This window comes from Sphingobium sp. DEHP117 (assembly GCF_030867385.1).
Lineage (GTDB): Bacteria > Pseudomonadota > Alphaproteobacteria > Sphingomonadales > Sphingomonadaceae > Sphingobium.
The window spans coordinates 547,238-570,057 of the sequence record NZ_JAPFBJ010000002.1; the positions used below are offsets into that span (position 1 = coordinate 547,238).

General features: G+C 64.4%; 26 protein-coding genes. 18 read left to right on the forward strand and 8 right to left on the reverse strand.

Annotated elements, in window-relative coordinates; genetic code table 11:
- Window positions 1–11 precede the first annotated feature (11 nt).
- The 11 genes from ybgC (at window position 12) to gloB (ending at window position 8,142) form a co-directional block, all read left to right on the forward strand.
- Window positions 12–494, forward strand: a complete 483-nt coding sequence (gene ybgC, locus OOT33_RS09795; RefSeq protein ID WP_307749846.1) for a tol-pal system-associated acyl-CoA thioesterase — start codon at window positions 12–14, stop codon at window positions 492–494.
- On the forward strand, window positions 491–1,189 hold the full coding sequence (gene tolQ / locus OOT33_RS09800; protein ID WP_307749848.1) for a protein TolQ: 699 nt from the start codon (window positions 491–493) through the stop codon (window positions 1,187–1,189). The genes ybgC and tolQ overlap by 4 nt, the downstream gene beginning before the upstream one ends.
- Complete coding sequence (locus tag OOT33_RS09805; protein ID WP_307749849.1) at window positions 1,189–1,689, forward strand: biopolymer transporter ExbD; 501 nt, start codon at window positions 1,189–1,191, stop codon at window positions 1,687–1,689. The genes tolQ and OOT33_RS09805 overlap by 1 nt, the downstream gene beginning before the upstream one ends.
- A gap of 17 nt (window positions 1,690–1,706) precedes the next feature.
- The gene (locus OOT33_RS09810; RefSeq protein WP_307749850.1) at window positions 1,707–2,522 is read left to right on the forward strand and encodes a TonB C-terminal domain-containing protein; all 816 of its coding nucleotides are present in this window, start codon (window positions 1,707–1,709) and stop codon (window positions 2,520–2,522) included.
- Window positions 2,519–3,841 carry a Tol-Pal system beta propeller repeat protein TolB gene (gene tolB, locus OOT33_RS09815; RefSeq protein ID WP_307749851.1) on the forward strand — a complete coding sequence of 441 codons (1,323 nt, stop codon included), beginning with the start codon at window positions 2,519–2,521 and terminating at the stop codon, window positions 3,839–3,841. Before OOT33_RS09810 ends, tolB begins: the two co-directional genes overlap by 4 nt.
- Before the next feature lie 47 nt (window positions 3,842–3,888).
- Window positions 3,889–4,419 carry a peptidoglycan-associated lipoprotein Pal gene (pal, locus tag OOT33_RS09820; RefSeq protein ID WP_307749852.1) on the forward strand — a complete coding sequence of 177 codons (531 nt, stop codon included), beginning with the start codon at window positions 3,889–3,891 and terminating at the stop codon, window positions 4,417–4,419.
- Between the two features lie 72 nt (window positions 4,420–4,491).
- Window positions 4,492–4,719, forward strand: a complete 228-nt coding sequence (locus tag OOT33_RS09825; RefSeq protein WP_307749853.1) for an AbrB/MazE/SpoVT family DNA-binding domain-containing protein — start codon at window positions 4,492–4,494, stop codon at window positions 4,717–4,719.
- Window positions 4,720–4,723: 4 nt separating this feature from the next.
- On the forward strand, window positions 4,724–5,110 hold the full coding sequence (locus OOT33_RS09830; RefSeq protein WP_307749854.1) for a type II toxin-antitoxin system death-on-curing family toxin: 387 nt from the start codon (window positions 4,724–4,726) through the stop codon (window positions 5,108–5,110).
- Window positions 5,111–5,298: 188 nt separating this feature from the next.
- Window positions 5,299–6,933, forward strand: a complete 1,635-nt coding sequence (locus OOT33_RS09835) for a helicase HerA domain-containing protein (RefSeq protein WP_307750355.1) — start codon at window positions 5,299–5,301, stop codon at window positions 6,931–6,933.
- A 49-nt stretch (window positions 6,934–6,982) separates the two neighbouring features.
- Window positions 6,983–7,417: a VOC family protein gene (locus tag OOT33_RS09840; RefSeq protein WP_307749855.1), complete on the forward strand. Its 435-nt coding sequence runs from the start codon at window positions 6,983–6,985 to the stop codon at window positions 7,415–7,417.
- Window positions 7,417–8,142, forward strand: coding sequence for a hydroxyacylglutathione hydrolase (gene gloB / locus OOT33_RS09845; protein WP_307749856.1), 726 nt, complete (start codon window positions 7,417–7,419; stop codon window positions 8,140–8,142). Before OOT33_RS09840 ends, gloB begins: the two co-directional genes overlap by 1 nt.
- A gap of 168 nt (window positions 8,143–8,310) precedes the next feature.
- Here the strand turns inward: gloB and OOT33_RS09850 are convergent, their stop codons facing one another.
- Window positions 8,311–10,401: a RelA/SpoT family protein gene (locus OOT33_RS09850; RefSeq protein ID WP_307750356.1), complete on the reverse strand. Its 2,091-nt coding sequence runs from the start codon at window positions 10,399–10,401 to the stop codon at window positions 8,311–8,313.
- 155 nt (window positions 10,402–10,556) lie between these two features.
- Between OOT33_RS09850 and OOT33_RS09855 the strand changes: the two genes are divergently transcribed.
- A complete protein-coding gene (locus tag OOT33_RS09855) occupies window positions 10,557–11,642 on the forward strand; it encodes a histidine kinase (protein ID WP_307749857.1) in 1,086 nt (361 codons plus the stop codon).
- A 4-nt stretch (window positions 11,643–11,646) separates the two neighbouring features.
- Complete coding sequence (locus tag OOT33_RS09860) at window positions 11,647–12,450, forward strand: LytTR family transcriptional regulator DNA-binding domain-containing protein (protein ID WP_307749858.1); 804 nt, start codon at window positions 11,647–11,649, stop codon at window positions 12,448–12,450.
- A gap of 175 nt (window positions 12,451–12,625) precedes the next feature.
- Here the strand turns inward: OOT33_RS09860 and OOT33_RS09865 are convergent, their stop codons facing one another.
- Window positions 12,626–13,063 (reverse strand): GtrA family protein, encoded by a 438-nt coding sequence (locus tag OOT33_RS09865; protein WP_307749859.1) that lies wholly within the window; start codon window positions 13,061–13,063, stop codon window positions 12,626–12,628.
- Window positions 13,064–13,127: 64 nt separating this feature from the next.
- Between OOT33_RS09865 and OOT33_RS09870 the strand changes: the two genes are divergently transcribed.
- Both OOT33_RS09870 and OOT33_RS09875 read left to right on the forward strand, forming a co-directional pair.
- The gene (locus tag OOT33_RS09870) at window positions 13,128–15,020 is read left to right on the forward strand and encodes a hypothetical protein (protein ID WP_307749860.1); all 1,893 of its coding nucleotides are present in this window, start codon (window positions 13,128–13,130) and stop codon (window positions 15,018–15,020) included.
- A gap of 129 nt (window positions 15,021–15,149) precedes the next feature.
- Window positions 15,150–15,785: a glutathione S-transferase N-terminal domain-containing protein gene (locus OOT33_RS09875; RefSeq protein ID WP_307749861.1), complete on the forward strand. Its 636-nt coding sequence runs from the start codon at window positions 15,150–15,152 to the stop codon at window positions 15,783–15,785.
- A gap of 72 nt (window positions 15,786–15,857) precedes the next feature.
- On the opposite strand, the gene OOT33_RS09880 is transcribed toward OOT33_RS09875, so the two are convergent.
- A complete protein-coding gene (locus OOT33_RS09880; RefSeq protein ID WP_307749862.1) occupies window positions 15,858–16,316 on the reverse strand; it encodes a deaminase in 459 nt (152 codons plus the stop codon).
- A gap of 179 nt (window positions 16,317–16,495) precedes the next feature.
- On the opposite strand from OOT33_RS09880, the gene rpmB reads away from it, so the two are divergent.
- Window positions 16,496–16,792 carry a 50S ribosomal protein L28 gene (rpmB, locus tag OOT33_RS09885; protein ID WP_307749863.1) on the forward strand — a complete coding sequence of 99 codons (297 nt, stop codon included), beginning with the start codon at window positions 16,496–16,498 and terminating at the stop codon, window positions 16,790–16,792.
- A 194-nt stretch (window positions 16,793–16,986) separates the two neighbouring features.
- Here the strand turns inward: rpmB and OOT33_RS09890 are convergent, their stop codons facing one another.
- Window positions 16,987–17,982 carry an esterase-like activity of phytase family protein gene (locus OOT33_RS09890; protein ID WP_307749864.1) on the reverse strand — a complete coding sequence of 332 codons (996 nt, stop codon included), beginning with the start codon at window positions 17,980–17,982 and terminating at the stop codon, window positions 16,987–16,989.
- Window positions 17,983–18,136: 154 nt separating this feature from the next.
- Between OOT33_RS09890 and OOT33_RS09895 the strand changes: the two genes are divergently transcribed.
- Entirely contained in the window at window positions 18,137–18,547 is a 411-nt protein-coding gene (locus OOT33_RS09895; protein ID WP_307749865.1) for a glycine zipper 2TM domain-containing protein, read from the forward strand.
- A 207-nt stretch (window positions 18,548–18,754) separates the two neighbouring features.
- Here OOT33_RS09895 and OOT33_RS09900 read toward each other — a convergent pair whose 3' ends face one another.
- Genes OOT33_RS09900 through ftsE form a run of 4 tightly spaced genes read right to left on the reverse strand, consistent with a single transcriptional unit; the run spans window position 18,755 to window position 21,643 of the window.
- On the reverse strand, window positions 18,755–19,471 hold the full coding sequence (locus OOT33_RS09900; RefSeq protein WP_307749866.1) for a 1-acyl-sn-glycerol-3-phosphate acyltransferase: 717 nt from the start codon (window positions 19,469–19,471) through the stop codon (window positions 18,755–18,757).
- 5 nt (window positions 19,472–19,476) lie between these two features.
- Window positions 19,477–20,007, reverse strand: a complete 531-nt coding sequence (locus OOT33_RS09905) for an ElyC/SanA/YdcF family protein (RefSeq protein WP_307749867.1) — start codon at window positions 20,005–20,007, stop codon at window positions 19,477–19,479.
- On the reverse strand, window positions 20,004–20,900 hold the full coding sequence (locus tag OOT33_RS09910; RefSeq protein ID WP_307749868.1) for an FtsX-like permease family protein: 897 nt from the start codon (window positions 20,898–20,900) through the stop codon (window positions 20,004–20,006). The genes OOT33_RS09905 and OOT33_RS09910 overlap by 4 nt, the downstream gene beginning before the upstream one ends.
- Window positions 20,897–21,643, reverse strand: coding sequence for a cell division ATP-binding protein FtsE (gene ftsE, locus OOT33_RS09915; protein WP_307749869.1), 747 nt, complete (start codon window positions 21,641–21,643; stop codon window positions 20,897–20,899). Before ftsE ends, OOT33_RS09910 begins: the two co-directional genes overlap by 4 nt.
- Window positions 21,644–21,885: 242 nt before the next feature.
- Here ftsE and OOT33_RS09920 point away from each other — a divergent pair, with 242 nt between their 5' ends.
- A complete protein-coding gene (locus tag OOT33_RS09920; protein WP_307749870.1) occupies window positions 21,886–22,779 on the forward strand; it encodes an MJ0042-type zinc finger domain-containing protein in 894 nt (297 codons plus the stop codon).
- The last annotated feature ends 41 nt before the right edge of the window (window positions 22,780–22,820 follow it).

The following is a 22,820-nucleotide window of genomic DNA, read 5'->3' on the forward strand; positions in this document are numbered from 1 at the left end:
CACAGGCGCCCATGTCCGCAGCCGCCGCAACCCTGCCTCCAGCATTAGCGCCCACCTCGGGCGTTTTTGCGCAAGGCGCGCATCATTTCCCGGTGCGCGTCTATTTCGAGGATACGGACGCAGGCGGCGTCGTCTATCACGCCAACTATCTGCGCTTCATGGAACGCGCGCGGTCGGATATGCTGCGGCTATTGGGCATCAGCCAGCGCGGCGCGCTTGATGACGGCGCGGGCGTCTATGCCGTGTCTCATCTCGACATCGCCTTTCGCGCGCCCGCAAAGCTCGACGATGAGCTGGTCGTCATCAGCCGCATGACCGGCGTCGGCGGCGCGACCGTTTCCATCGCGCAACAGGTGAAGCGGGGGCAAACCCTGCTCGCCGAGGCCTCCGTCACCGTCGCCTTTCTCTCGGCCCAGGGTCGTCCACGGCGCCAGCCCAGGGAATGGGTCGCGCTTTTCACCAGCATCACTTCAGGGGAGCCAAGCCCGCAATGACCACGCCCGCACTTGCCCTCGCCGGGGAGGCTGCCACCTTGTCTCCGCTCGCGCTGTTTCTTCAGGCGGATATCGTCGTCAAGGTGGTGATGGTCGGCCTGTTGGCGGCCAGCGTATGGACATGGGGCATCATCATCGCCTTTTCGATGCGCGCGGGCGGGATCGCGCGCAAGTGCGACGCCTATGAAAAGGAGTTCTGGCGCAGCGAGGATATCGACGGCTTTTACGACAAGCGCGGCAAGGACACGATACCCAGCGCGCGCATCTTTGCGGCGGCGGTGGCGGAGTGGCGCCGCTCGACCCGCCTGCGCACCGTTGACCGGGACGGAACGCGTGACCGCCTCTCCACCGCGATGGCAAGCGCGGTGGGCGTGGAGGTTGATGCACTGGCCGATCGGCTCAATATTCTCGCGACAATCGGTGCGGTCGCCCCGTTCGTGGGCCTGTTCGGCACCGTCTGGGGCATAATGCGCAGCTTCACCGCGATCGCGGCCCAGCAGAACAGCAGCCTCGCGGTGGTTGCGCCGGGCATCGCCGAGGCGCTGTTCGCCACCGCCATCGGCCTGTTCGCAGCCATTCCGGCGGTGATCGCCTACAACCGCTTTTCCCACCGCATCAACCGGCTTGAGGCGAGTCTGGGCCGCTTTGCCGATGGCCTCTACGCCACCCTCAGCCGAGAGCTGGAGCGCGACTGATGGCGATGGGCACGGTCCCCTCCTCCCGGCGCGGACGGCGCAGGGCGCCGATGGCGGAGATCAACGTCACGCCGCTGGTCGACGTGATGCTGGTGTTGCTCATCATCTTCATGGTGACGGCGCCGCTGCTGGTCACCGGCGTTGCCGTAAAGCTGCCGGAGAACCGGGCGAAGGCGCTGGAGACCAACGACAAGCCCACGGTAATCTCGCTCACGGCGGAAGGCGCGTCGTTCATCAACGATGCGCAGGTGAACGCGGCGGAGCTTGACGAGCGCATTTCGGAGATAGCCGCCGCCCATGCCGGGCTGGAACCGCCGCAGATTTTCGTGCGCGCGGACGCCCGGCTTGATTATGGGCGGGTGATGCAGGTGATGGGCGCGCTGAACGCGGCAGGCCTCAACCGCATCGCTCTGGTCAGCACCGCCGAAGCCGGGCGCGCGGGTGATGGGGGCGCGGATATCGAGGATAATCCGGCGGCCGTCAGCATCGGTTCACAATAGCACATTAGTCTGGCGCGATGGACCGCACGGAAAAAATCGGGCTGGGCGTTGCGGGGGCGGGGCATGTGCTGCTGTTCGCCGCGCTCTCCTCGCACTGGCTGTCGGTCGATCCGCTGAAGCTCGACAACGCGCCGATCGAGATCAGCATAGCGGACGATGTGGCACTGCGCTCCGCCGCGCCGAAGATCGCCGACGCGCCGCCGCCGCCCGCCGCCTCTTCGCCCGCGCCGGCCGGTCAGGTGGAGCCTCCCGCGCCCGCGCCGACACCGCCCGCGCCCAGAGTTGCGGTCCCCGCGCCTGTCCCCACGCCCAGCCCGAAGCCGCTGCCAAAGGTTCAGCCCAGGCCGCCCGCCCCAGCGCCTGCCGCCACGCAACCCAAGGCAAAACCCAACCCCGCCGCTCCCGCAAAGCCGCGCAGCCCGGGGCTGAAGCTCGACACCAGCGACTGGATGAAGCCCTCATCCGGCGCCAACCCGCAGGCAAAGCCCAGCGATGGCGCGCCCGCCTCAACCATCGGCCCGGCGCAGCAAAGCGCGCTCGCCGCCGAAATACGCCGCCAGATCAAGCCCTTTTGGAAAGCACCCACCGGCGCGGATGCAGACCAGCTGCGCACCACCATCGCCGTCCGCCTCGCGCGGGACGGCGCGCTCATCGGTGATCCCGAGGTTGTGAGCACCACCGGCCAGACGGCCAGCAATCGCGGGCAGGTGCGCCTGCATCAGGAGCAGGCGCTCAAGGCCGTGCGCCTCGCCGCGCCTTTCCAACTCCCGCCAGACCTCTATGATGGCTGGAAGTCCTTCACCGTCAATGTCGACAGGAAGCTCTCGCAATGATTCGCCTTGCCTCGTTCGTCACCCTTCTCGCGCTGGCCATTGCCGCCCCTGCCGCCGCGCAGCTTTCCGTCGACGTGACCGACGACAGCGGCTCGAACTCACTCAAGGTGGCGGTGCCCGCGCTGCCGACCGGCCAGAGCGTCTCGACGCCTGCGGGCACGACCGACGAGCTCGGCGTCAGGATCGCGCAGGTCATCGCGGACGATCTGCGCAATTCAGGCCTCTTCGCGCCCACCGGGCCGGAGGGCACGCGCACCCTCTCCATGGCGGAGGTAACCGCGCCCAATTACGCCAGCTGGGGCGGCTATGAGGCGCTGGTTCAGGGCTTCGTGCGGTCTGCGGGCGGCGAGGGCGACATCACCGTCGGCTGCTATCTCTACGACATCGCGCTCAAGTCCGAGCTGACGCGCCAGGGCTATGTCGTCGCCCCGCGTGACTGGCGCCGCGCAGCGCACAAATGCGCCGACGCGATCTACGCGCGCCTGTCGGGCGAGAGTCCGTTCTTCGACAGCCGCATCGCCTATATCGCAGAGAGCGGGCCCAAGGAGCGCCGCGTCAAGCGCCTCGCCATCATGGATTCGGATGGGGCGAACCACCGTTTCATCACCAACGGGCAGGCGATCGCGCTCACCCCGCGCTTCTCGCCGGATTATGGCTCGCTCGTCTATGTCAGCTATGTGCAGGACCGGGTGCGCATCTTCGTTTATGACATCGGCACCGGCAAGCAGCGGCTGGTGACGGAGAGCACCAACCCCACCTTCGCGCCGCGCTGGTCGCCCGATGGGCGCAGCATCCTGTTCTCGATGGCGATTGCCGGGAATACGGATATCTATCGCGTGCCGGCCACCGGCGGCATGCCGGTGCGGCTCACCACCTCTCCGGGCATCGATGTGGGCGGCAGCTATTCGCCGGACGGCACCCGCATCGTGTTCGAGAGCGACCGTTCAGGCAGCCAGCAGGTCTATGTGATGAACGCGGATGGCTCGAACCAGCAGCGCATCAGCCATGGCGGCGGGCGTTATGCCACGCCGGAATGGTCCCCGCGCGGAGACCTGATCGCCTTCACCAAGATCGCGGGGGATTTTAACATCGCGGTGATGACGCCGGATGGCAACAACGAGCGTATATTGACGCGCGGCTGGCAGGATGAGGCACCGACATGGTCGCCCAATGGCCGGGTGCTGCAGTTCTTCCGCACCAGCCAGGGCAGCTCCGGCGTCAGCCAAGTCTGGCAGGTCGATCTCACCGGTGTCAACGAGCGCCGCATCCCCACGCCCTTGAGCGGGTCTGACCCTGCCTGGGGTCCGCTCTTGCCGTGAAACCGATAGTCGTTATGTTAGTCCTTCAGAAATAAGGAGAAAAGCCCATGTCCCGCTTTACCGCTCCCGTCGCCCGTTCCCTGATGATCGCATCCGCCGTCATCGCCCTTGCCGCCTGTTCCAAGAAGGCTCCGGAGGAGCTGCCCCCCGCGCCGGTCGAAACCCCGCGCCCGGCCGATACGGCCACAGCCCCCGCATCGCCCGCCGGTCCGGTCAAGGGCAGCCAGCAGGATTTCCTCGCCAGTGTCGCGGCGGACAAGATCTATTTCGATACCGACAAATATGACATCGATACTCAGGACCAGGACGTGTTGCGCAGCCAGGCACAATGGCTCGCCGCCAACCCGACGGTCCGGGTGACGGTCGAGGGTCATGCCGACGAGCGCGGCACGCGCGACTATAACCTCGCACTGGGTGAGCGCCGCGCCAACGCCGCCAAGAATTACCTCGCCTCGCTGGGTGTCGATTCCGCGCGCATCACGACGATCAGCTACGGCAAGGAGCGCCCTGCAGCATTAGGTTCGGACGAAGCCGCCTGGGCGCAGAACCGGCGGGCGGTGACGGTCACGGTGCAATAAGCGCCACGGCATGGGGCGGCGTCTTTCCACCGCCCCATTGCCTCCAGCGCCGCCTTCTGTTATAACATCCGTATGAACGCGCCGCTCAAGATCACCAAAGTCGGCAACAGCGCCGGTCTTATCCTGCCCAAGGAGGTGCTCGCGCATCTTAACGCCGCGGTTGGTGAGAACCTGACCGTTGTGTTTACGCCGCGCGGGATAGAGCTGAGCGCTGCCGATCCGGATTTCGATCAACAGATGGCTGCTGCGCGCGAAGTCATGGCGCGGCGCAAGCGCGCTTTGCGCGAACTCGCCAAATAATATCATGGCTCAGGAGTGGATCTGGGTCGCCGATGAGGTGGCGATGGCGGCGCATGCCGAGCAGCTTGCTGAGCATGGCGGTGGCGAGGGTGTTCGCGACCCTGGAGCGCTGGAGAGCGCCATGGCGCGCCCGCGCAATCTGGCTGTCTATGGCGAGCCGGATGCTGCGGCACTTGCGGCAGCCTACGCTTTCGGCATTGCCCGCAATCATCCGTTCGTAGACGGAAACAAGCGCACAGCTGCTGTGGTCAGCGAAACGTTTCTGATGCTGAATGGCTATGCACTCTCCGCTTCTGACCCGGAACTGGTCGTGGCATTCCTCGCCCTCGCCGCAGGAGAACTGGGCGAGGAAGAACTGGCGGACTGGTTTCGCGAGCATCTGGCGGCCTGAGCTGAACATCGGCGCGTCGAAGCGTCTGAAAAATGTCACTATTGTAGATATTTCGGCTCGCCTAAAACTCTTCTTTACCTTGATTGTCTATTGCTTTGCGGTCGCACAGAGCGGCGCTGTGGGTAATGGATTGCATCATGAATGACATGACGGGTACTTTTTCGCTGCATTCTCAACTTCGTGCGGCGATGGCGGAGGCCCCGGCCCAGCGAACGGAGAGTGCCGCGCTGGAAGAAATCGGCTTCGTCTTTCAGATCGCGGGCAGCAGCTCCCAGATACTGATCGACCTCAAGGCCATCGATGCGCTCGCCGAGCATCCAGACCCCTGTGTCGCCATGACCGGCCAGGTGGGCAGTCAGGTGAAGATGCGGCTGGGCCACATGTGGATCATCGCCAGCATCCGCTCGATGGTGCTGGACCGGCGCGATGCCAGCCGCGTGGTGGCGGACATCGATTTTCTGGGCGAGGGCAACGAGGATTTCGGCACTGGTGCCATCGTCAACTTCCGCCGCGGCGTGACGCGCTATCCCACGCCGGGCACAGAGATTTTCCCGGTTTCCAGCGTGGATATGGACCAGATCTATGCGGCGACAGAGCGGGCGCATGTGCAGATCGGCACCGTCTATCCCACCACTCATACGCGCGCCGCGCTCTATATCGATCCGCTGCTCGGCAAGCATTTCGCGCTGCTGGGCTCCACCGGTACCGGTAAATCCACTTCCGCCGCGCTCATCCTCCACAAGATCTGCGAGCAGTCCCCCAAGGGGCATATCGTGATGATCGATCCGCACGGCGAATATTCCGCCGCCTTCACCCACAATGGCGCGCTGTATGACGCCAGCAACCTCGCGCTGCCCTATTGGCTGATGAACTTCGAGGAGCATTGCGAGGTGTTTGTCACCTCCACGGGAGACGATCATGCGCGCGATTGCGAGATTCTCGCCAAATGCCTGCTCGCCGCCCGCGCCAAGAACCGCGCGGCCGAAGGCATGGCACGCCTCACCGTCGATTCGCCGATCCCCTATCTGCTGTCGGACCTCACCACGATCATTTCCAACGAGATGGGCAAGCTCGACAAGGGCACCAACTCATTGCCCTTTATGCGCCTCAAGGGCCGGATCGACGAAATCAAGTCCGATCCGCGCTACAGCTTCATGTTCTCAGGGATGCTGGTGGCGGACACGATGCAGGATTTCATCGCCAAGCTGTTCCGCATGCCGGCGGACGGCAAGCCGATCTCGATCGTCGACACCTCGGCCATGCCGTCGGAGATTACCTCGGTGGTCGTCTCGGTGCTGTCGCGCCTGATCTTCGATTACGCGATCTGGGCGCGCAACGAACCGAAACGCCCGATCCTGCTCGTCTGCGAAGAGGCGCACCGCTATATCCCAAACAGCACCACCGGTGCCGGGCAATCCGTCCGCAAGATTCTCGAACGCATCGCCAAGGAAGGGCGTAAATATGGCGTGTCGCTGGGCCTCATCACCCAGCGCCCGTCAGACCTTGCCGAGGGCGTCCTGTCGCAATGCGGCACCATCATCTCGCTGCGCCTCAACAATGATCGCGACCAGGCGTTCGTCCGCGCCGCCATGCCCGAGGGCGCGCGCGGCTTCCTCGATTCCATCCCGGCGCTCCGCAACCGCGAATGCATCATCTGCGGCGAAGGCGTCGCCATCCCGATCCGCGTCGCTCTGGATGATCTGGAGGAGCGCAAGCGCCCGGCCTCGGCCGACCCCAGCTTCTCGGATCTGTGGAAGCAGTGCGGCGGCGAGGAAGACATTCTCGGCCGCACCATCAACCGCTGGCGCAACCAGGGACGCTGACCGGCGCAAAAGCATGGCGGAGGGCAGGGCGTCTTGCTAGAAACGCCCCATGCCCAAATATCTCCACACCATGATCCGCGTGTCCGATCCGGACGCAACCATCCGGTTCTTCGAACTTATCGGCCTGCGTGAGCTGCGCCGTATCGAGAGCGCGCCGGGCCGCTTCACGCTCATCTTTCTCGCCGCGCCGGGGGACGAAGACGCGCAGGTGGAGCTGACGTACAACTGGCCGCCCGAAGGCGGCGTGGGCGAGGTCTATAGCGGCGGCCGCAATTTCGGCCATCTCGCCTACCGGGTCGAGAATGTCTACGAGACCTGCCAGCGGCTGATGGACGCCGGAGTCCCCATCAACCGCCCCCCGCGAGACGGGCACATGGCCTTCGTGCGCTCGCCAGACGGCATCTCGATCGAGCTGTTGCAGAGCGGAGAGCATCTGCCGCCGCAGGAGCCGTGGGCGTCGATGCCCAACACAGGGGGATGGTGATGACGATCGAAATCGTGGGCGTGCCCGTGCTCAATGACAATTATGTCTGGCTGATGCACGAGGAAGTGACCGGCGAGACGGTGGTGATCGACCCCGCCGTGGCCGAGCCGGTGCTTGCCGAAGCGGATGCGCGCGGCTGGCGCATCAGCCAGATCTGGAACACCCACTGGCACCCCGATCATGTCGGCGGCAATGCGCAGATCAAGGCGGCGACAGCCTGCCGGATCACAGGCCCGGCAGGCGAAACCGCGAAGATCGACACGCTCGACGCAACCGTGAAGGGTAACGACATCGCGACCATCGGCGGCCTGCGCGCCGAAGTGTGGGATGTGCCCGCGCACACCGCGGGCCACATCGCGTATTATCTGCCCAGCGCGGGGGTGATTTTTGTCGGCGACACGCTGTTCGCCATGGGCTGCGGGCGCCTGTTCGAGGGGACGGCGGATCAGATGTTCGCCAATATGCAGCGCTTCGCCACGCTCGACGGCACAACCCGCGTCTATTGCGCGCACGAATACACGCTCTCCAACGCCAAATTCGCGGCCGCGATGGAGCCGGAGAACGCAGACATCGCCACGCGGCTGGCGGAGGTGACGGCCATGCGCGAACGCGGCGAACCGACCGTGCCCACCACCATCGCGCAGGAGCGCGCCACCAACCCGTTCATGCGCGCAGGCACCGTGGAAGAACTGGCGCGACTAAGGAGCGCGAAGGATAGTTTTTGAGAGGGGGTTGGTTGGCCGGGGGCACGGCCATTATAACTTCGTCATGCTGAACTTGTTTCAGCATCCATCGTGCACCCTAACGCACAGGATGATCCGGAGAGATGGACCCTGAAACAAGTTCAGGGTGACGGTAAAGGCCAGGAGGATTGGACGTCCTACCCAGACCCCCTACACCCGATCCGCCTGCGCCACAAAGTCCAGCGCGCGGAGCGCCGAGACGATCCGCATCAGATGTTGCGCGTCGGCCACTTCGAGGTCGATGATGTCGGTGTGAAACGGCCCCTCGCGGTTGACGAGTTGCAGGTTCAGAATGTTCGCCTTGTTGACGCCGAAGATGTTGGCGACGGCCGCCAAGGCGCCCGGCTGGTTCTTGACGATCACCTGCAACCGCGCCGTGCCGCCTTTGGATCTGCTGTCCCACGCCAGGTCCACCCAGTCCGCGTCCTGCCCGGTTTCCAGCGCCAGGCAGTCGATCGTGTGCACCTCGATCGGCTCTCCGGTCTGGCGAATGCCGACGATCCGGTCGCCCGGCACCGGGTGGCAGCAGTCGCCCAGATGATAGGCGATGCCGGGCGTCAGGCCGCGGATCGAGACCGGCTTGTGCTGGCCGCTGGGGTCGACACCCTCGCTCTCCGTCGATCCGGGGATCAGCGCCTCCATCACCTCGCCGTCGGTCACGCGGTGGGTGGCGATGGCGATCATCAGCGCAGCGCGATCCTCCAGCTTCAGGCGCTTCAGCGCCGCCTTCACAGCCTTGTCGCCCACTTCCACGGGCAGGCGCTGGACGATATCCTCATACAGCTTCTCGCCCAGCGCCACCGTCTCGTCGCGCTGCTTGTGGCGGATATAGCGGCGGATGGCCGCGCGCGCCTTGGCGGTGACGGCGAAGGTCAGCCAGCCCGGCTGCGGCTCCTGCCCCTCGCTCTTTAAGATCTCCACCTGATCGCCGTTTTCGAGCACGGTGCGCAGCGGCACCACCCGCCCGTTCACCTTCGCGCCCACGGTCTGATCGCCCAGGCTGGTATGGATGGCATAGGCAAAATCGACCGGGGTCGAACCCTTGGGCAGCTGGTGCAGCTCACCCTTGGGCGTGAAGGCGAAGATGCGGTCCTGATACATGGCGAGCCGCGTATGCTCCAGCAGCTCCTCGGCATCGTGACTCTGGTCGAGGATCTCGATCAGGTCGCGCAGCCAGCCCGCCTGCCCGTCGGGGCTCGCCACGCCGCCGGTCTTGTAGGCCCAGTGCGCAGCTAGGCCGAACTCGCTCTCGCGGTGCATTTCCGCGCTGCGTATCTGAACTTCGATGCGCGCGTTCTCGCCGTGGATCACCGTGGTGTGGAGCGATCGGTATCCGTTGCGCTTGGGCGTGGAGATATAGTCCTTGAACCGGCCCGGCACCATTTTGTAGCGGCCGTGGATGATGCCGAGCGCGCGATAGCAGTCGTCGGTATTGGCGGTGATGACGCGAAACGCCATCACGTCGGTCAGCTGCTCAAAGCTGATGTGCCGCTCCTGCATCTTGCGCCAGATCGAATAAGGGTGCTTCTCGCGCCCCGACACCGTCACCTTGAGGCCCGCGCTGCCGAGCAGCAGCTGAAGGCCGGACGCGATGCGCGCCACCTTGTCGCCGCCGCCTTCCTTCAGGCTCTCCAGCCTGCGCGTGATGCTGTCATAAGCCTCCGGTTCCAGCTCGCGGAAGGAGAGCAGCTGCATCTCGTGCATGAAGTCATACATGCCGATGCGCTCGGCCAGCGGCGCATAGATTTCCATCGTCTCGCGCGCGATGCGGCGGCGCTTGTCCGGGTTGGCGATGAAATGCAGCGTGCGCATGTTGTGCAACCGGTCGGCAAGCTTCACCAGCAGCACGCGGATGTCGTCCGACATGGCGAGCAGGAACTTGCGCAGATTTTCCGCCGCGCGCTCGTTTTCCGATTGCGCCTCGATCTTGGAGAGCTTGGTCACGCCATCGACAAGGCGGCCCACCTCCTCGCCGAACAGGCTCTCGATCTCCTCATAGGTGACAAGCGTGTCCTCGATCGTGTCGTGCAACAGCGCGGTGACGATGGTCTTGTCGTCCATGTAAAAGTCGGTGAGGATGCCCGCCACCTCGATCGGGTGGCTGAAATAGGGGTCGCCGCTCGCGCGCTTCTGGCTGCCGTGCTTCTGCACCGAAAAAACATAGGCGCGGTTGATCATCGCTTCGTCCGCATCGGGGTCGTAGCGTTTTATTTTTTCGACGAGTTCGTACTGGCGCAACATGTCGGCCCAAGGATGCGGCCTCACGCCATTGCAACGCAACAAAAAAATCCTTCGTCAGGCTGATTGCGACGCTACGGCCGCCGCCTGCCCCTTAAAATTGTGCCTGCGCCGAAACGGGTTCGCATATGATATTTTCGCGGTTATGACTGCGGAACATGTCTGTGAACCCGTTTCAGCCCAAACCTTTCTTCCAGGACAAGAACCGGGCGTTCTGGAACCTTCAGCTTGCGGGGTGGGCGGGCGCGTTCGTCTTGCGCGGCATTTCCGGTCTCGCCAACGGCCAGCCGATCTCCTTTCTGGCGCCGGTGCTCATCTCCACCATTACCGGCTATTCACTCACTCTTGTGATGGCGGTGATCTTCCGCGTGCTGTTGCAACAGCGGCCGCTGGTAACGTGGACCGTGTCGATCCTCGTCGTGCTGTTTGCCGCCGCCATCGGCGCTTTCATCGATGCGTGGGTGTTCACCATGCAGAATCGCGGCGGCGGCGGGGCAAGCCTGCAGCTGCTGCTCGGCGCCTATTATCTCACCGTCACTTTGCTGTTCGCCTGGTCCGCGCTCTATTACGCCATCAACTTCTATCTCACGGTGGAGGAGCAGGCGGACCAGCTCCAGCATCTCGAAAGCCAGGCCTCCTCCGCCCAGCTCGCCATGCTGCGCTATCAGCTCAACCCGCATTTCCTGTTCAATACGCTCAACAGCATCTCCACGCTCGTGCTGCTGAAACAGACCGAACCCGCCAACGCGATGCTCTCGCGCCTGTCCTCCTTCCTGCGCTATACCCTGATCAACGAGCCGACCGCCCTGGTGCCGCTGCATCAGGAGATCGACACGCTGAAGCTCTATCTCGATATCGAGAAGATGCGGTTCGAAGACCGGCTGCGCCCCAGCTTCGACATCGATCCGCTGGTGGAAAAGGCGCACCTGCCATCGCTCCTGCTCCAGCCGCTCGTTGAAAACGCCATCAAATATGCCGTCACCCCGCGCGAGGAGGGGGCGGACATCCACATCATCGCCCAGCCTGCGGGGGAGAATGTGCGCATCACCGTATCGGACACCGGGCCGGGTTTCGGCGCGGAGTCTCCGGCCGAAGTCGTCTCGACCGGTGTGGGCCTTGCCAACATTCGCGACAGATTATCGCAGGCTTTCGGGGAACGACATCGGTTCGACGCGCGTTCTACCCCCGGCGGCGGCTTTGTCGTGACGATAGAGCTGCCGTTCCTCAAGCAACAACAAGAGTGACGCCATGACGATCCGCACCATCCTTGTAGACGACGAAAGCCTCGCGATACAGGGGCTTAAGCTGCGCCTTGAGCCGCATGAGGACGTTGAGATTGTTGAGACCTGCCAGAACGGGCGCGAGGCAATCCGCGCGATCAAGACGCACAAGCCGGACCTCGTGTTCCTCGATATTCAGATGCCGGGTTTCGATGGCTTTTCGGTGGTGCAGGGCACCATGGATGTCGAGCAGCCCCTGTTCGTGTTCGTCACTGCCTATTCGGATCATGCCTTGAAGGCGTTCGAGGCGCAGGCGGTGGACTATATCGTCAAGCCCGTGGACGAACAGCGCCTCGCCGACGCGCTCGACCGTGTGCGTCAACGCCTCGCGGACAAGCGGCAGGCGCAGGAGGCGGAGCGCCTGCGCGGTGTGCTGGCCGAGGTCGCGCCCGATGCCATGCATCATTTCGATTCCGGTGAAGACGACGCCCCGGCTGCCAACCGCTTTGAAAAACTCATCAACATCAAGGACCGGGGCCAGATCTTCCGCGTCGATGTCGACAGCATCGAGCGGATAGACGCCGCTGGCGACTATATGTGCATCTACACGGCGGACAATTCTCTCATCCTGCGCGAGACGATGAAGGATCTGGAAAAGCGGCTCGACCCGCGCAACTTCCAGCGCGTCCACCGCTCCACCATCGTGAACCTCAGCCAGGTGCGGCAGGTAAAGCCCCATACCAACGGCGAATGCTTCCTCGTACTGGAGTCCGGCGCGCAGGTGAAGGTCAGCCGCTCCTATCGGGATGTCGTCGCCCGCTTCGTGCACTAAGGCGGCCGATATTCGCAAACGGCTGCGGCATAGCTCCAAACTTTCGTCACCCCGGACTTGATCCGGGGTCCCGCTTCTCTCTAGGTTTTTCGGTGTCATGCTGTACCTGTTCCAGCATGACGATCATTTGCCAATCTCTTTAGGGATAGCTCCCAGAGAGCCACTTCGGCGCCCCCTATCTGAAGACCCATTTCTTGTTGAGCACGAACACCAGCGCGGGCGTGACGAACAGCATGGCGGGGATCGGCGTCCATGTCGGCCATCCGCGCCATGATACGCACAGCCATACCCAGAGCGCATTCAGCCCCCAGCTGACCAGCGATGCGATGACGAAGCGGCCGCCGCGTGCCACATGGGCGGCGCCCCCTTCGGGCCGGGGTGTGCCCCCGAAGGTATAGCGCCCGTGCAGCACATAGCCGCTCGCTACCGCGCAGAGATACCCCGCGAAGTTGGCGATCTGGCTGTGCACATTGGCGGCTTCGGCCAACAGCCAATAGACCAGCGCCTGCAGGCTGGTGACGCCGAAGCCGACGAGCGCATAGCGCACAAGCTGCCCTATCAGCGCGCGCCTGTGCGGCGGAAGCGCGCTCCATAACCCCGCCAGCGCCCGCATCCGTCCGCACTCCTTCACAATATCCCGTTGCGCTTTGTGCCCACGCCTCTAATCCCTGTTGGGCATGAGGGAAAGCGCGTTCAGCTTCGGGCATCAGGGCAGGCATAGGCGGCGGTTCGGGCTGGCGCTGGGCTGGGCCAATGCCAACTGGAAGTTCATCGTCCTGCTCATCTGGATGGGGGTGAGCGCCTATTACCTGAGCCTGCGCGCCGACGCGGTTCACTGGTTCGCGCTCGGCGATACCGATGACAATATGCGCTACCTTCAGGTGCGGGACTGGCTGAACGGGCAGGGCTGGTTCGACCTCCGCCAGCACCGGATGAATCCGCCCGACGGCGCCAACATCCACTGGTCGCGCATCGTCGATCTGCCGATCGCGGCGCTGATGCTGCTGTTCCGGCTGTTCATGGCCGCGCCGCTGGCGGACAAATGGGCGTGCGCGGTCGCGCCGCTGCTCCCGCTGCTGCCGCTGATGCTCGGCCTGGCCTTCATCGCGCGCCGTCTCTCGCGCCCGGGCAGCGCCGCGTGGATCATCGCCGCCTTCGGGCCATTGGGCGCGCCGATGGGGCTGGGCATGTATATGCCTTTGCGGGTCGATCATCATGGCTGGCAGCTTGCGCTCGTTGTGGCCATGCTCGCCGGGATCGTGGACCGCAAATGGCTGCGCGGTGGCCTGATCGCCGGGGCGGCGAGCGCGCTCTCGGTCGCCATCGGCATGGAGATGATGGTCTATCTCGCCGGCGCGGGCGGCCTCATCGCGCTGCGCTGGGTGTTCAAGGAAGGCGCGGCGCGGCGGATGGCGCCTTATGCGTTGGCACTGGGCAGCGGCACCGGCCTGCTCTACGCCGCGTTCGCCAGCAACGACAATCGCGGCATCGCGTGCGACGCGATCTCGTTGAACTGGGTGGCGACGCTTGGCCTTGCGGCGGGCGGCATGGTGCTGCTGAGCCTGTTGGGGCTGAAAGGCTGGCCGCGCAGGCTGGCGGCGGGCGCGGTGGTCGGCGGCGTGGTGATGGCGTTCAGCTATCATTTCTGGCCGCAATGCCTCACCAGCGCCTATCAGATCGATCCGGAGCTGGACCGGCTCTGGCTCTCGCATATCCGCGAGGCGAAGCCGATCACCAGCCAGTCGCTTTCCGCCGCCCTCTCGATGCTGGCGCTCCCGGTCGCCGGGCTCGGCGCGGCGGTGCTGGGCTGCATCGCCGCGCGTCAGGACAAGGAGCGGCTGTGGGCCTGGGCCAGCGTGATGCTGATGGTCGGCTTCGCGCTCATCCTGATGCTCTGGCAGATCCGCTCCACCCCGGCGGCTCAGCTCATCGCCGTGCCTGCGGTGGCCTGGCTCGGCTTCGGCGCGCTCGAATGGCTGGTGCGCGGATCGTGGGGAGAGCGCATTGCCGCATTGCTTGGGCTTGGCCTCGTCGCGCTCTCGTTCAACGGCGGCTGGCTCTACCCCCAGTTGCAGAATGCAGGCCTCGTCGCCAAGCCCGCGCCCGCCACCGCTGCCTCCAGGGCGCAGTCCGCGCGGTTCAAGCGCATCAATCAGGCCAATGGCCGCTGCCGCACCCAGCCCGCGCTCATCGCGCTCAATCAGCTCCCCCCAGCGACGATCATGACCCTGGTCGACCTCGGCCCGCGCATCCTCGCGGTTACGCATCACAATGTCATCGCCGGACCCTATCACCGCAACGGCAAGGCGATCCTCGATCTGCACCACGCCTATGATGGCGACGAGGCCGCCTTCCTAAACACCGCCCGGCGGCATGGCGCGCGGTATTTCCTGCTGTGCCCGGATTTCCCCGAAGGCACCGTCTACCGCGCAAGAGCCAAGGGCGGCATGTATGACCGGATCGAGAAGGGCCAGATACCGCGCTGGCTCACGCCGGTGGATTTGAAGAGCGGGTTTGCGCTGCCCTATCGGCTGTATAGGATTGAATACCCGCTTGGCCCAACTCGCTGACAAGACGGGAAAAGTTGAACGCCATCAGGGATTATTCCCTTGAATAGTCAGTTGCGCAGCAGCAGGGTATCGCCGTTGGCCGGCGCGGTGAGTATGCGCGGCAATGATGCCAGTTTTTGAGGACGAACGATGAGCGATATCACCATTTGGACCTTGGATTGGGTTCCCGCTTTCCCAAGGGGTTTCGTGAGGGACTTGCGGTTGCGCTGGGCCTGCGAAGAGGCTGGCCTGCCATACTCAGTCCGAACGGTGCCGTTTAAGGACCGCGAAATCAATCACTTGTCTCAACAGCCGTTCGGTCAGGTTCCTTTTCTGCAAGACGGCAGCGTCCAGATTTTTGAGAGCGGAGCAGGCCTGCTGCATCTTGCCCGAAAAAGCAGCGCGCTGATGCCAACGGATGCAGCCGGCGAGGCGCAGACGATCCAGTGGATTGTGGCGGCCCTCAACACGATAGAAGTGACAACAATGCCTTGGGTGTTTCTGCAGTTCAAAGGCGCAGAGCAAGCTGAGATTACGGGATGGATGAACAAACGCCTTGCACAGATGGAGCGGGTACTGAGCGAGCGTGAATGGCTGGTTGCCGATCGATTTACAGCGGCGGACCTTCTGATGGCGGATGTCTTGCGCGCAGACAAGGTTCGTGCTGTTGGTCATCGACCAGCGACTGAGGACTATGTTGTGCGTGTCACCAGCCGGCCCGCGTTTCAAAAGGCCCATGCGGATCAGTTGGCGCACTTTGCGGCTGCCGATGAAACGCGAAACTAGCAGACGCCCAGAGCGCTCCTGTGTTCCTCCCCCGCGTTATCTGCGCAAAAATAGTCCGATCGCGCACGCTGGCTAACGCCGCCCCCCAAAAAAACCCCTGAGCAACTCCGCCGCCTCTCCCTCGCCCAGCCCACCGTACACCTCAGGCCGGTGGTGACATTGCGCGTGGGCGAAGACACGCGCGCCGTGCTCCACCGCGCCGCCCTTGGGGTCGCTCGCGCCATAATAGAGCCGCTCGATCCGCGCGTGGGAGATCGCGCCCGCGCACATGGCGCAGGGTTCCAGCGTCACATAGAGGTCGCAGCCCGTCAGGCGGAAGTCATTGAGCCGAGCCGCCGCTGCGCGAATCGCGACGATCTCGGCATGGGCGCTGGGGTCGTTGTCGCGCCGGTTGCGGTTCTCGCCCTCGCCGACTATCTCTTGCCCGCGCGCCACCACCGCGCCGATCGGCACTTCGCCCGCCTGCTCAGCCGCTCGGGCAAGCGCCAGTGCGCGCTGCATGGGCAGGGGCAGGGGAAAGGGCTGAGACATGCCCACCCTATCGGCGGAAAAAGCTGCGCCTGCAAGCAGACGCCTTTGTGGTCGCACTTGCCGGGCGGAAAACCGGTCCCCACTTTTCCTGGCAAGTGCTCCGGGCTTCTTGACGGAGCGCTCCATTCCCGCTATCGGCCCCGCTTCCCGGAGATTTCCGAGCAACAGGATTTACGATTATGTCGCGCATTTGCGAACTGACCGGCAAGGGCCGGATGGTGGGTCACAATGTGTCTCACGCCAACAACAAGACCAAGCGGGTGTTCCTGCCCAACCTCCAGAACGTCACTTTGATGTCCGAGGCGCTGGGAACCAGCGTGAAGCTGCGCGTTTCAACCGCCGGCCTGCGCTCGGTCGAGCATAATGGCGGGCTGGACAACTGGCTGCTCAAGACCTCTGACGACAAGCTGTCGCTGAAGGCGCGCCGCCTGAAGCGCGACATCGTCAAGAAGCAGGGCGCTGCCGCAGCCGCCTGATTCGCGCGAATCAGCTTGAAATTGAAAGAGCGGTCCTGCGGGGCCGCTTTTTGTTTTCTATTCACGTCATCCCGGAAGCGGATTTTCTCCAAATCCTGCAGGATTTGGTCAGGAAATCCCGCTATCCGGGATCCAGTGACCGAAGCGCGCAGGTATGAAGCTGGGATGACGGGGGATTACGACCCCCGTAACCCCTACAGATCCTCATCCAGCGCGAATTTCAACAGCAGCGTACGCTGGAAAAACAGATGGTTGTCGTCAGACACCACCCATAAAATGCGCTGTTTCCCATGCCGCTCCAGCGCCAGCCCCTCGAAATTGTCGGCCAGCACCGGCGGCGCGAAGCGGGCGATCTCCGGCCCGTCGAGCGCAGCACCCTCGCGCATCTGGCGCAAGTCGATCAGCTTCAGCACGGCGGTGAAGCCGTCATAGAGCGTCGCGCGGCGGTTGAGCACGATCAGCTTGCCGTTGCCGATATAGACGGCGTCCGTCGGGTCATAACCCACGGGCGGCATATAGCTCATGCGCAGCGGCCGCCGCGTCGCGATGTTCACCGGGTCGCCCGCGAACACCAGCATGTCGCGCCCGCCCGCCGGGCCTGACCCACCCTCCGATATCGCGATGAAGCGCCCGTCCGGCAAGCGTGCGAGCGATTCCACGCTCTCGGTCTCCGGCCAGCCCGCCATATCGTGCGGGCGGCGGCAGGGGCCGATGACGGTCAGGCTTGTGTCATAGCGACAGATCAGTTGCAGCAGCTCATAGCCCACCCAGATATGCCGAAAGTCCTCATCCGCCGCCATCGATTCGCTGTCTTCAGGCCGGGGCATCCAGTGCTTTTTGGGCTTGTTGATCGGTAGCAGCCGCGCCTGGATGATCACCTTCGAGGCCCCACCTGGCTGCGGCAGCTGGAACACCACGCCACCGTCGCTCAGCGCCCAGATTTCGCCATCGGGCCGCACCGCCAGCGCGGAGAGGCCGCCGAACAGGGTTCGCCCGCTAGTGAGATTCCATCCACCGAGATAGCGCAGCCGCCCCAGCTCCAGCTGTTCCGGCTTGTCTGCGTTCAGCACCAGCGGCTCCATCGCGATGGCGACAGGGCCGGGCGTTGGCGTTACCGGCTTGGTATTGAGCGAGGATGCCGCGATCGCTCCCACACCCAAAAGGAAAAAAAGACCGAGGAACCAGCGCATGCGCGGCGGGCATAGGCGATGTGGCGCGCAAATTCACCTAAATATCGCAGGAAAAGAAGCTGAATATTGGCTGACAGCCCCATTCAGCATAGGCTCAAAACGGTTCAGCCAAAAAGGTCGCACGAGATAACTCGGCTGAAAAAGGAGCGAATCGATGGGAACGGCAATTGGCAAAAAACTGACCACGGCATTGGGGCTGGCCGCGATCTCTATCGGTGCATTCGGCGCGACGCCCGCGCTGGCGCGCCATCATCATGATTATCGCCCCGGCGATTATTATCGCGGGTACGACAGAGGCTATGATCGTGGCTATGGCTGGAACGGCTATGATCGCGGCTATCGCGACCGTGGCTATCGTCACAACAGCCGCTATTATGACCGCTATGGCTATGAGCGCTGCCGTGACGAAGGCAAGGGCGGCGCGGTGATCGGCGCGGTGGCCGGCGGTCTGCTCGGCAATCAGGTCGCCGGGCGCGGTGATCGCACCACGGGCACCGTCATCGGCGCCGCGATCGGTGCCGTTGCAGGCCACGCGATCGACAAGGGCGACGGCCGCCGCTGCTAAAGTTTTGGTCCGGACTGCGGGGTGCCGTAGTCCGGATTAAACCTCAATGCTTCAGCGCGTCTTCGATTGAAACGACGATCATCACCAGCATGAAAACTGCGGCGGCGATGATGGCACCCAGCACAGGTGCTTCGTGTAAAACGTTCATGGCAATCTCTCCGAAATGGAGAGGAGATGCTGGCGCTATCCCCGCCTGGCGTCGTTGACTCAGGTCAAACGGTCGGGCGGGTTCAGCGCATTGATCGCGGCGTGAGCCAGTGCTTCGGCCTCTCCGCGTGGCAAGCCGGCGGGGATAATCTCTCCAACCTTGTAGGTAATCACGCCGGGCCGCCGGATAAACTGCCCGCGCGGAGCCACCCGCCCGCTATCTACCGCAACCGGCACGACGGCCAGGTTCAGTAATTGATAGAGCGCGGCAAAGCCCGCTCGGATGGGCGGATGCTCACCATGCGGCACCCGCGTCCCTTCGGGAAACAGGCAGATCGGCCGGCCCGCGCTGGTTGCCTTCGCTGCTTCGGCGCGCAGATGCCGCACGGCCTTCGCGCCGGCTTCGCGATTGAGGCCGATCACCCCATGCCGCTTTGCTACCCAACCCCAGCCGGGAATGTCGGTCAGCTCCTGCTTCGCGATCACCACCGGCTCGGCAAACATGCAGAGCAGGTCTATCGTCTCGAACATCGACTCATGCTTGAACACGAACAACAGGGGCTCCTGCGGCAGGGTGCCGATGATCCTCACCTTCTGCCCCAGCACTACCCGGCACAGCACGCGGTGCGTCTGCCCCCACAGGCGCACGCACCTGCGCATCGCACGCGCCGAAAATGGTGCACATAGCGCGCATAACAGCACGAAAAATGTGGTGGTGGTGTAGAAAAGCAGCGCAAACAGCACGGAGCGCACAAAGGCTATGAGCGTCCCCGCCATGTGCCTCAAATCCCGATCAGCGCGGCGACCCGGCGCAGCACATATTTGTTATATTCCTTGAACAGCGTCGAAAAACTCGGCTGGCTCGGCACCGCGTCATACACCAGCACGATGTCGGCGGGCAGCGCCTGCCTCAGCTCGAACGCAGCACGCCGCATATGCCAGTCGCTGGTGATGAGGCGCACAGTGTCATAGCCTCGCCGCTCCAGCCATTGCGCGGTCTCCAGCCCGTTGGAGCGGGTGTCTATCGCCTCGCGGCCCAGCGTGATGCAGCATTCGAACAGTCTGTCCGGCACCGAATAGCTCACCGCCAGCTCATGCGGCTTCACCGCGCGGTCCACGCCAGAGATCAGCATGCGCCGCGCCGCGCCATCCTGCATCAGCTTGAGGCCGCGGTCGAGCCTGCCCGGCCCGCCGGTCAGCACGACTATTGCATCGGTCGTGCGCCCGTCCAGCGGCTGGGGCAGCAGCACGGCGAACCAGCCGAAGCCCAGCGCCCAGACAAGCAGGATCAGCGCGGAAAGGCGAGCGGTCACAGGCTGCGCTCCAGTGCGCGCATCACCGTGATCCGCGCGGTCACAGCGGCGACCAGCATCGCAAAGATCGGCAGGCCAAGCAGCACGGCGGCGGAGCGCCAGGGGAGGGAGATCAGCGCGGCCAGCTCAGACCCGGCGGCGGCGAGGTTGCGGTCGAGCAGCCAGAGGAGGGCAGCGGCGGCGATCGTGCCCAGCACCGCGCCGAGCAGCGCGTCGAGCGCGATGCGGCGCTGAAACAGGCGGGCGATCTGCAGGTCGGTCGCGCCCAGCATGTGCATGATGTCGATGGTGCCACGGTGCGCGTCATGCGTGCTGCGCGCGGCGAGCACGACGACCGCGCCCGTCACCAGCAGCATCAGTCCGACCAGGCCGGCCGCCGCCCACATCAGCGCGCGCATCAGCGCCTCCACCGGCGCGAGATAGCTCTGGTGTGCGTCTATGCGCGCGGAGGGTGCGCGGGCAATGATCTCGCGCGTGATTTCCTTTATTTTTGAAAGACTTGTTCCGGGTGCGAGTTTCATGTCGATCAGCGCGGGGATCGGCAGGTCGCCCGATTGCGCTTCCTCGCCCAGCCAGGGGGCCAGCTGCTCGCGCAACCGGCTTTCCAACACGACCCTGTAGGATCGCACAGACGTTTCTGCGTGGAAAAAGCCCTCTACTTGCCGCACCATCTCCGCCCGCTTCGCCGCGTTCGCCTCCACGATCTGCACGGTATATCCGCCCGCCAGATCGCCCCGCATCGTCAGCAACGCCTGCCCCAGCCCCAGCGCGCAGGCGGCGGCCAGCACCGTCAGGAACATCATGATCGCGATGATCCACGGCATCGGCCCCCGCCGCCCTTGCGGAAGCCAGCGCCGCTGCGCCGCCTTCGCGGAAAAGCGCGCGCCGCTCATTGCGCGCTGCCCAGCGGCAGGCCCGGCCGCTGCCCCTCCCGCGCGGCCGACGCCGGGGGAAAGCGCAGCGCGCCGGTGGGGTCTATCAACCTGCCCTTGTCCAGCCGCATCATCTGCGCGTGGCCGATCTGGCCGATCAGCGGCAGGTCGTGCGTCGCGATCACGATCGTCGTGCCCAGCCGGTTCAGGGCTTCGAACAAACCGATAAGCCGTTTCGCCATTTCGGGGTCGACGTTGCCGGTCGGCTCGTCCGCCACCAATATGTCCGGGCGGCCGATCACCGCGCGGGCGATGGCGATGCGCTGCTGCTCTCCCCCGGAAAGTGAGGCGGGCAGCGCGTCCTGCCTGCCGCCCAGCCCGACCCAGCCGAGCATTTCCTCCACCGGCCCGGCGATCTCCTGTTCGTCCATCCCGGCGACACGCAGAGGCAGCGCGACATTGTCGAACGCGGAGAGATGCGGCACCAGCCGGAAGTCCTGGAACACCACGCCGATGCGGCGGCGAAAGCCGGGCAGGCGGCTCCGGTGCATCATCACCACATCCTCGCCGAACAGCTTCAGCACCCCGCGCGTCGGCCGCTGCGCCAGATACAGCAGCTTCAACAGCGAGGTCTTGCCCGCGCCCGATGCCCCGGTGAGGAAATAGAAACCGCCGGTGGTGAGCGAGAAGCTGATGTCAGACAGCACCTCGTCATCAGCGCCATAGCGCAGGCCGATATTTTCGAACTGGATGATCCTGTCCATATCCAACCCGCTGCGACCCCGCCCGAACCCCGTGCACCCAGCCATCGCACATGGTCCGATGGAGGTAAAGCCCGCTGCGGATTAGCGACACGGAATTCGCCGCACCCTATTGTTTACAGGCGAATCTTCGCTGCCGGGACTATGGCGTAGGCTGGTCGATCGCTCGGAAATTGGTGGCGCCCAATGGTTAACGCCTCTTCATATGGCTTGCGCGTCGCTCCGATGCGCGCTTAATAGGGGCAATGATCCTGATCTGCCCCAATTGCGCGACGCGCTACCTCGTGCCGGACGAGGCGATTGGCGTGGAGGGGCGGCAGGTGCGCTGCGCCTCGTGCAAACATAGCTGGTATCAGGATGGCGTAGCGCCCCCGCCGCGCGCTGAAAAGTCGGCGGCTCCGGCGGCTCCGGCGCCTGCGCCCGCGCCAGCACCGATCTCTGCGCCTGCCGCCTCGGCTCCCGCCGTCGCTCCGGCGCAAGCGGCAACGGGCTCCGGAACGGTTCCGGTCGATAGCGTGGCCGACGAATTCGGGTTTGAAGCGGTTGCCGAAAGAGGGGCGGGCGCGCCGCAGGGCCAGGTGCAAGAGGTGGAGGTCGCCGGTGTCGGTCCCACCAACCCGCGCATCATCGATCAACTCGCCGGCAAGCACGCTGCCGACCTCGCCGAAGAGGGCGATTACGGAGAGGAGGACGACGCGCCTTTCCGCCCGCGTCGCAATCCTGCCAAGCTGTGGACCTGGGCGGCTGTGCTGTTCGCGCTGTCTATCGCGGGTGCGGCGGGCGCCCTCAGCTATTTCGGCCCACCGCAATGGGCAGTCCGCGCCGGCCTGCTGGCCGATACTGAGGAGCCCGTGCTGCTGTTCAGTCTTACCAAGCCTGCTGAGTGGCGCACGCTTTCCAATGGGTCGGAATATTTCGCCTTCAGCGCGCGTATCCTCAACAGTGGCCCTAAGGTCGAGCAGGTGCCGCCGGTGGAAGTGCAATTGCGCGACAGCCAGGGCCGCCTTGTTTTCAGCTGGATCACCCGTGCAGACAAGGCGGAGCTGAAGCCCGGCGAAGAAGCGAATATCAACGAAAGCCGCCTCGATATTCCCAAAACAGTGGAAAATATCACGCTCGCCTTCGTCAACGCGCATTAGCGCAAGGGCGGATCGCGTTTTGCTCCACTGGGCGCTTGCAA

Bases quoted from the DNA above. Each gene is read 5' to 3' on its own strand.
- OOT33_RS09920 (WP_307749870.1), top strand. From the start codon at position 21,886: ATGATCCTGATCTGCCCCAATTGCGCGACGCGCTACCTCGTGCCGGAC.
- OOT33_RS09875 (WP_307749861.1), top strand. From the start codon at position 15,150: ATGAGCGATATCACCATTTGGACCTTGGATTGGGTTCCCGCTTTCCCA.
- rpmB (WP_307749863.1), top strand. From the start codon at position 16,496: ATGTCGCGCATTTGCGAACTGACCGGCAAGGGCCGGATGGTGGGTCAC.
- OOT33_RS09880 (WP_307749862.1), bottom strand. From the start codon at position 16,316: ATGTCTCAGCCCTTTCCCCTGCCCCTGCCCATGCAGCGCGCACTGGCG.
- OOT33_RS09810 (WP_307749850.1), top strand. From the start codon at position 1,707: ATGGACCGCACGGAAAAAATCGGGCTGGGCGTTGCGGGGGCGGGGCAT.
- OOT33_RS09860 (WP_307749858.1), top strand. From the start codon at position 11,647: ATGACGATCCGCACCATCCTTGTAGACGACGAAAGCCTCGCGATACAG.
- OOT33_RS09895 (WP_307749865.1), top strand. From the start codon at position 18,137: ATGGGAACGGCAATTGGCAAAAAACTGACCACGGCATTGGGGCTGGCC.
- OOT33_RS09910 (WP_307749868.1), bottom strand. From the start codon at position 20,900: ATGAGCGGCGCGCGCTTTTCCGCGAAGGCGGCGCAGCGGCGCTGGCTT.
- OOT33_RS09805 (WP_307749849.1), top strand. From the start codon at position 1,189: ATGGCGATGGGCACGGTCCCCTCCTCCCGGCGCGGACGGCGCAGGGCG.
- ybgC (WP_307749846.1), top strand. From the start codon at position 12: ATGTCCGCAGCCGCCGCAACCCTGCCTCCAGCATTAGCGCCCACCTCG.
- gloB (WP_307749856.1), top strand. From the start codon at position 7,417: ATGACGATCGAAATCGTGGGCGTGCCCGTGCTCAATGACAATTATGTC.
- ftsE (WP_307749869.1), bottom strand. From the start codon at position 21,643: ATGGACAGGATCATCCAGTTCGAAAATATCGGCCTGCGCTATGGCGCT.
- OOT33_RS09825 (WP_307749853.1), top strand. From the start codon at position 4,492: ATGAACGCGCCGCTCAAGATCACCAAAGTCGGCAACAGCGCCGGTCTT.
- OOT33_RS09830 (WP_307749854.1), top strand. From the start codon at position 4,724: ATGGCTCAGGAGTGGATCTGGGTCGCCGATGAGGTGGCGATGGCGGCG.
- OOT33_RS09890 (WP_307749864.1), bottom strand. From the start codon at position 17,982: ATGCGCTGGTTCCTCGGTCTTTTTTTCCTTTTGGGTGTGGGAGCGATC.
- tolQ (WP_307749848.1), top strand. From the start codon at position 491: ATGACCACGCCCGCACTTGCCCTCGCCGGGGAGGCTGCCACCTTGTCT.
- OOT33_RS09840 (WP_307749855.1), top strand. From the start codon at position 6,983: ATGCCCAAATATCTCCACACCATGATCCGCGTGTCCGATCCGGACGCA.
- tolB (WP_307749851.1), top strand. From the start codon at position 2,519: ATGATTCGCCTTGCCTCGTTCGTCACCCTTCTCGCGCTGGCCATTGCC.
- OOT33_RS09855 (WP_307749857.1), top strand. From the start codon at position 10,557: ATGTCTGTGAACCCGTTTCAGCCCAAACCTTTCTTCCAGGACAAGAAC.
- pal (WP_307749852.1), top strand. From the start codon at position 3,889: ATGTCCCGCTTTACCGCTCCCGTCGCCCGTTCCCTGATGATCGCATCC.
- OOT33_RS09850 (WP_307750356.1), bottom strand. From the start codon at position 10,401: ATGTTGCGCCAGTACGAACTCGTCGAAAAAATAAAACGCTACGACCCC.
- OOT33_RS09870 (WP_307749860.1), top strand. From the start codon at position 13,128: ATGAGGGAAAGCGCGTTCAGCTTCGGGCATCAGGGCAGGCATAGGCGG.
- OOT33_RS09835 (WP_307750355.1), top strand. From the start codon at position 5,299: ATGGCGGAGGCCCCGGCCCAGCGAACGGAGAGTGCCGCGCTGGAAGAA.
- OOT33_RS09865 (WP_307749859.1), bottom strand. From the start codon at position 13,063: ATGCGGGCGCTGGCGGGGTTATGGAGCGCGCTTCCGCCGCACAGGCGC.
- OOT33_RS09900 (WP_307749866.1), bottom strand. From the start codon at position 19,471: ATGGCGGGGACGCTCATAGCCTTTGTGCGCTCCGTGCTGTTTGCGCTG.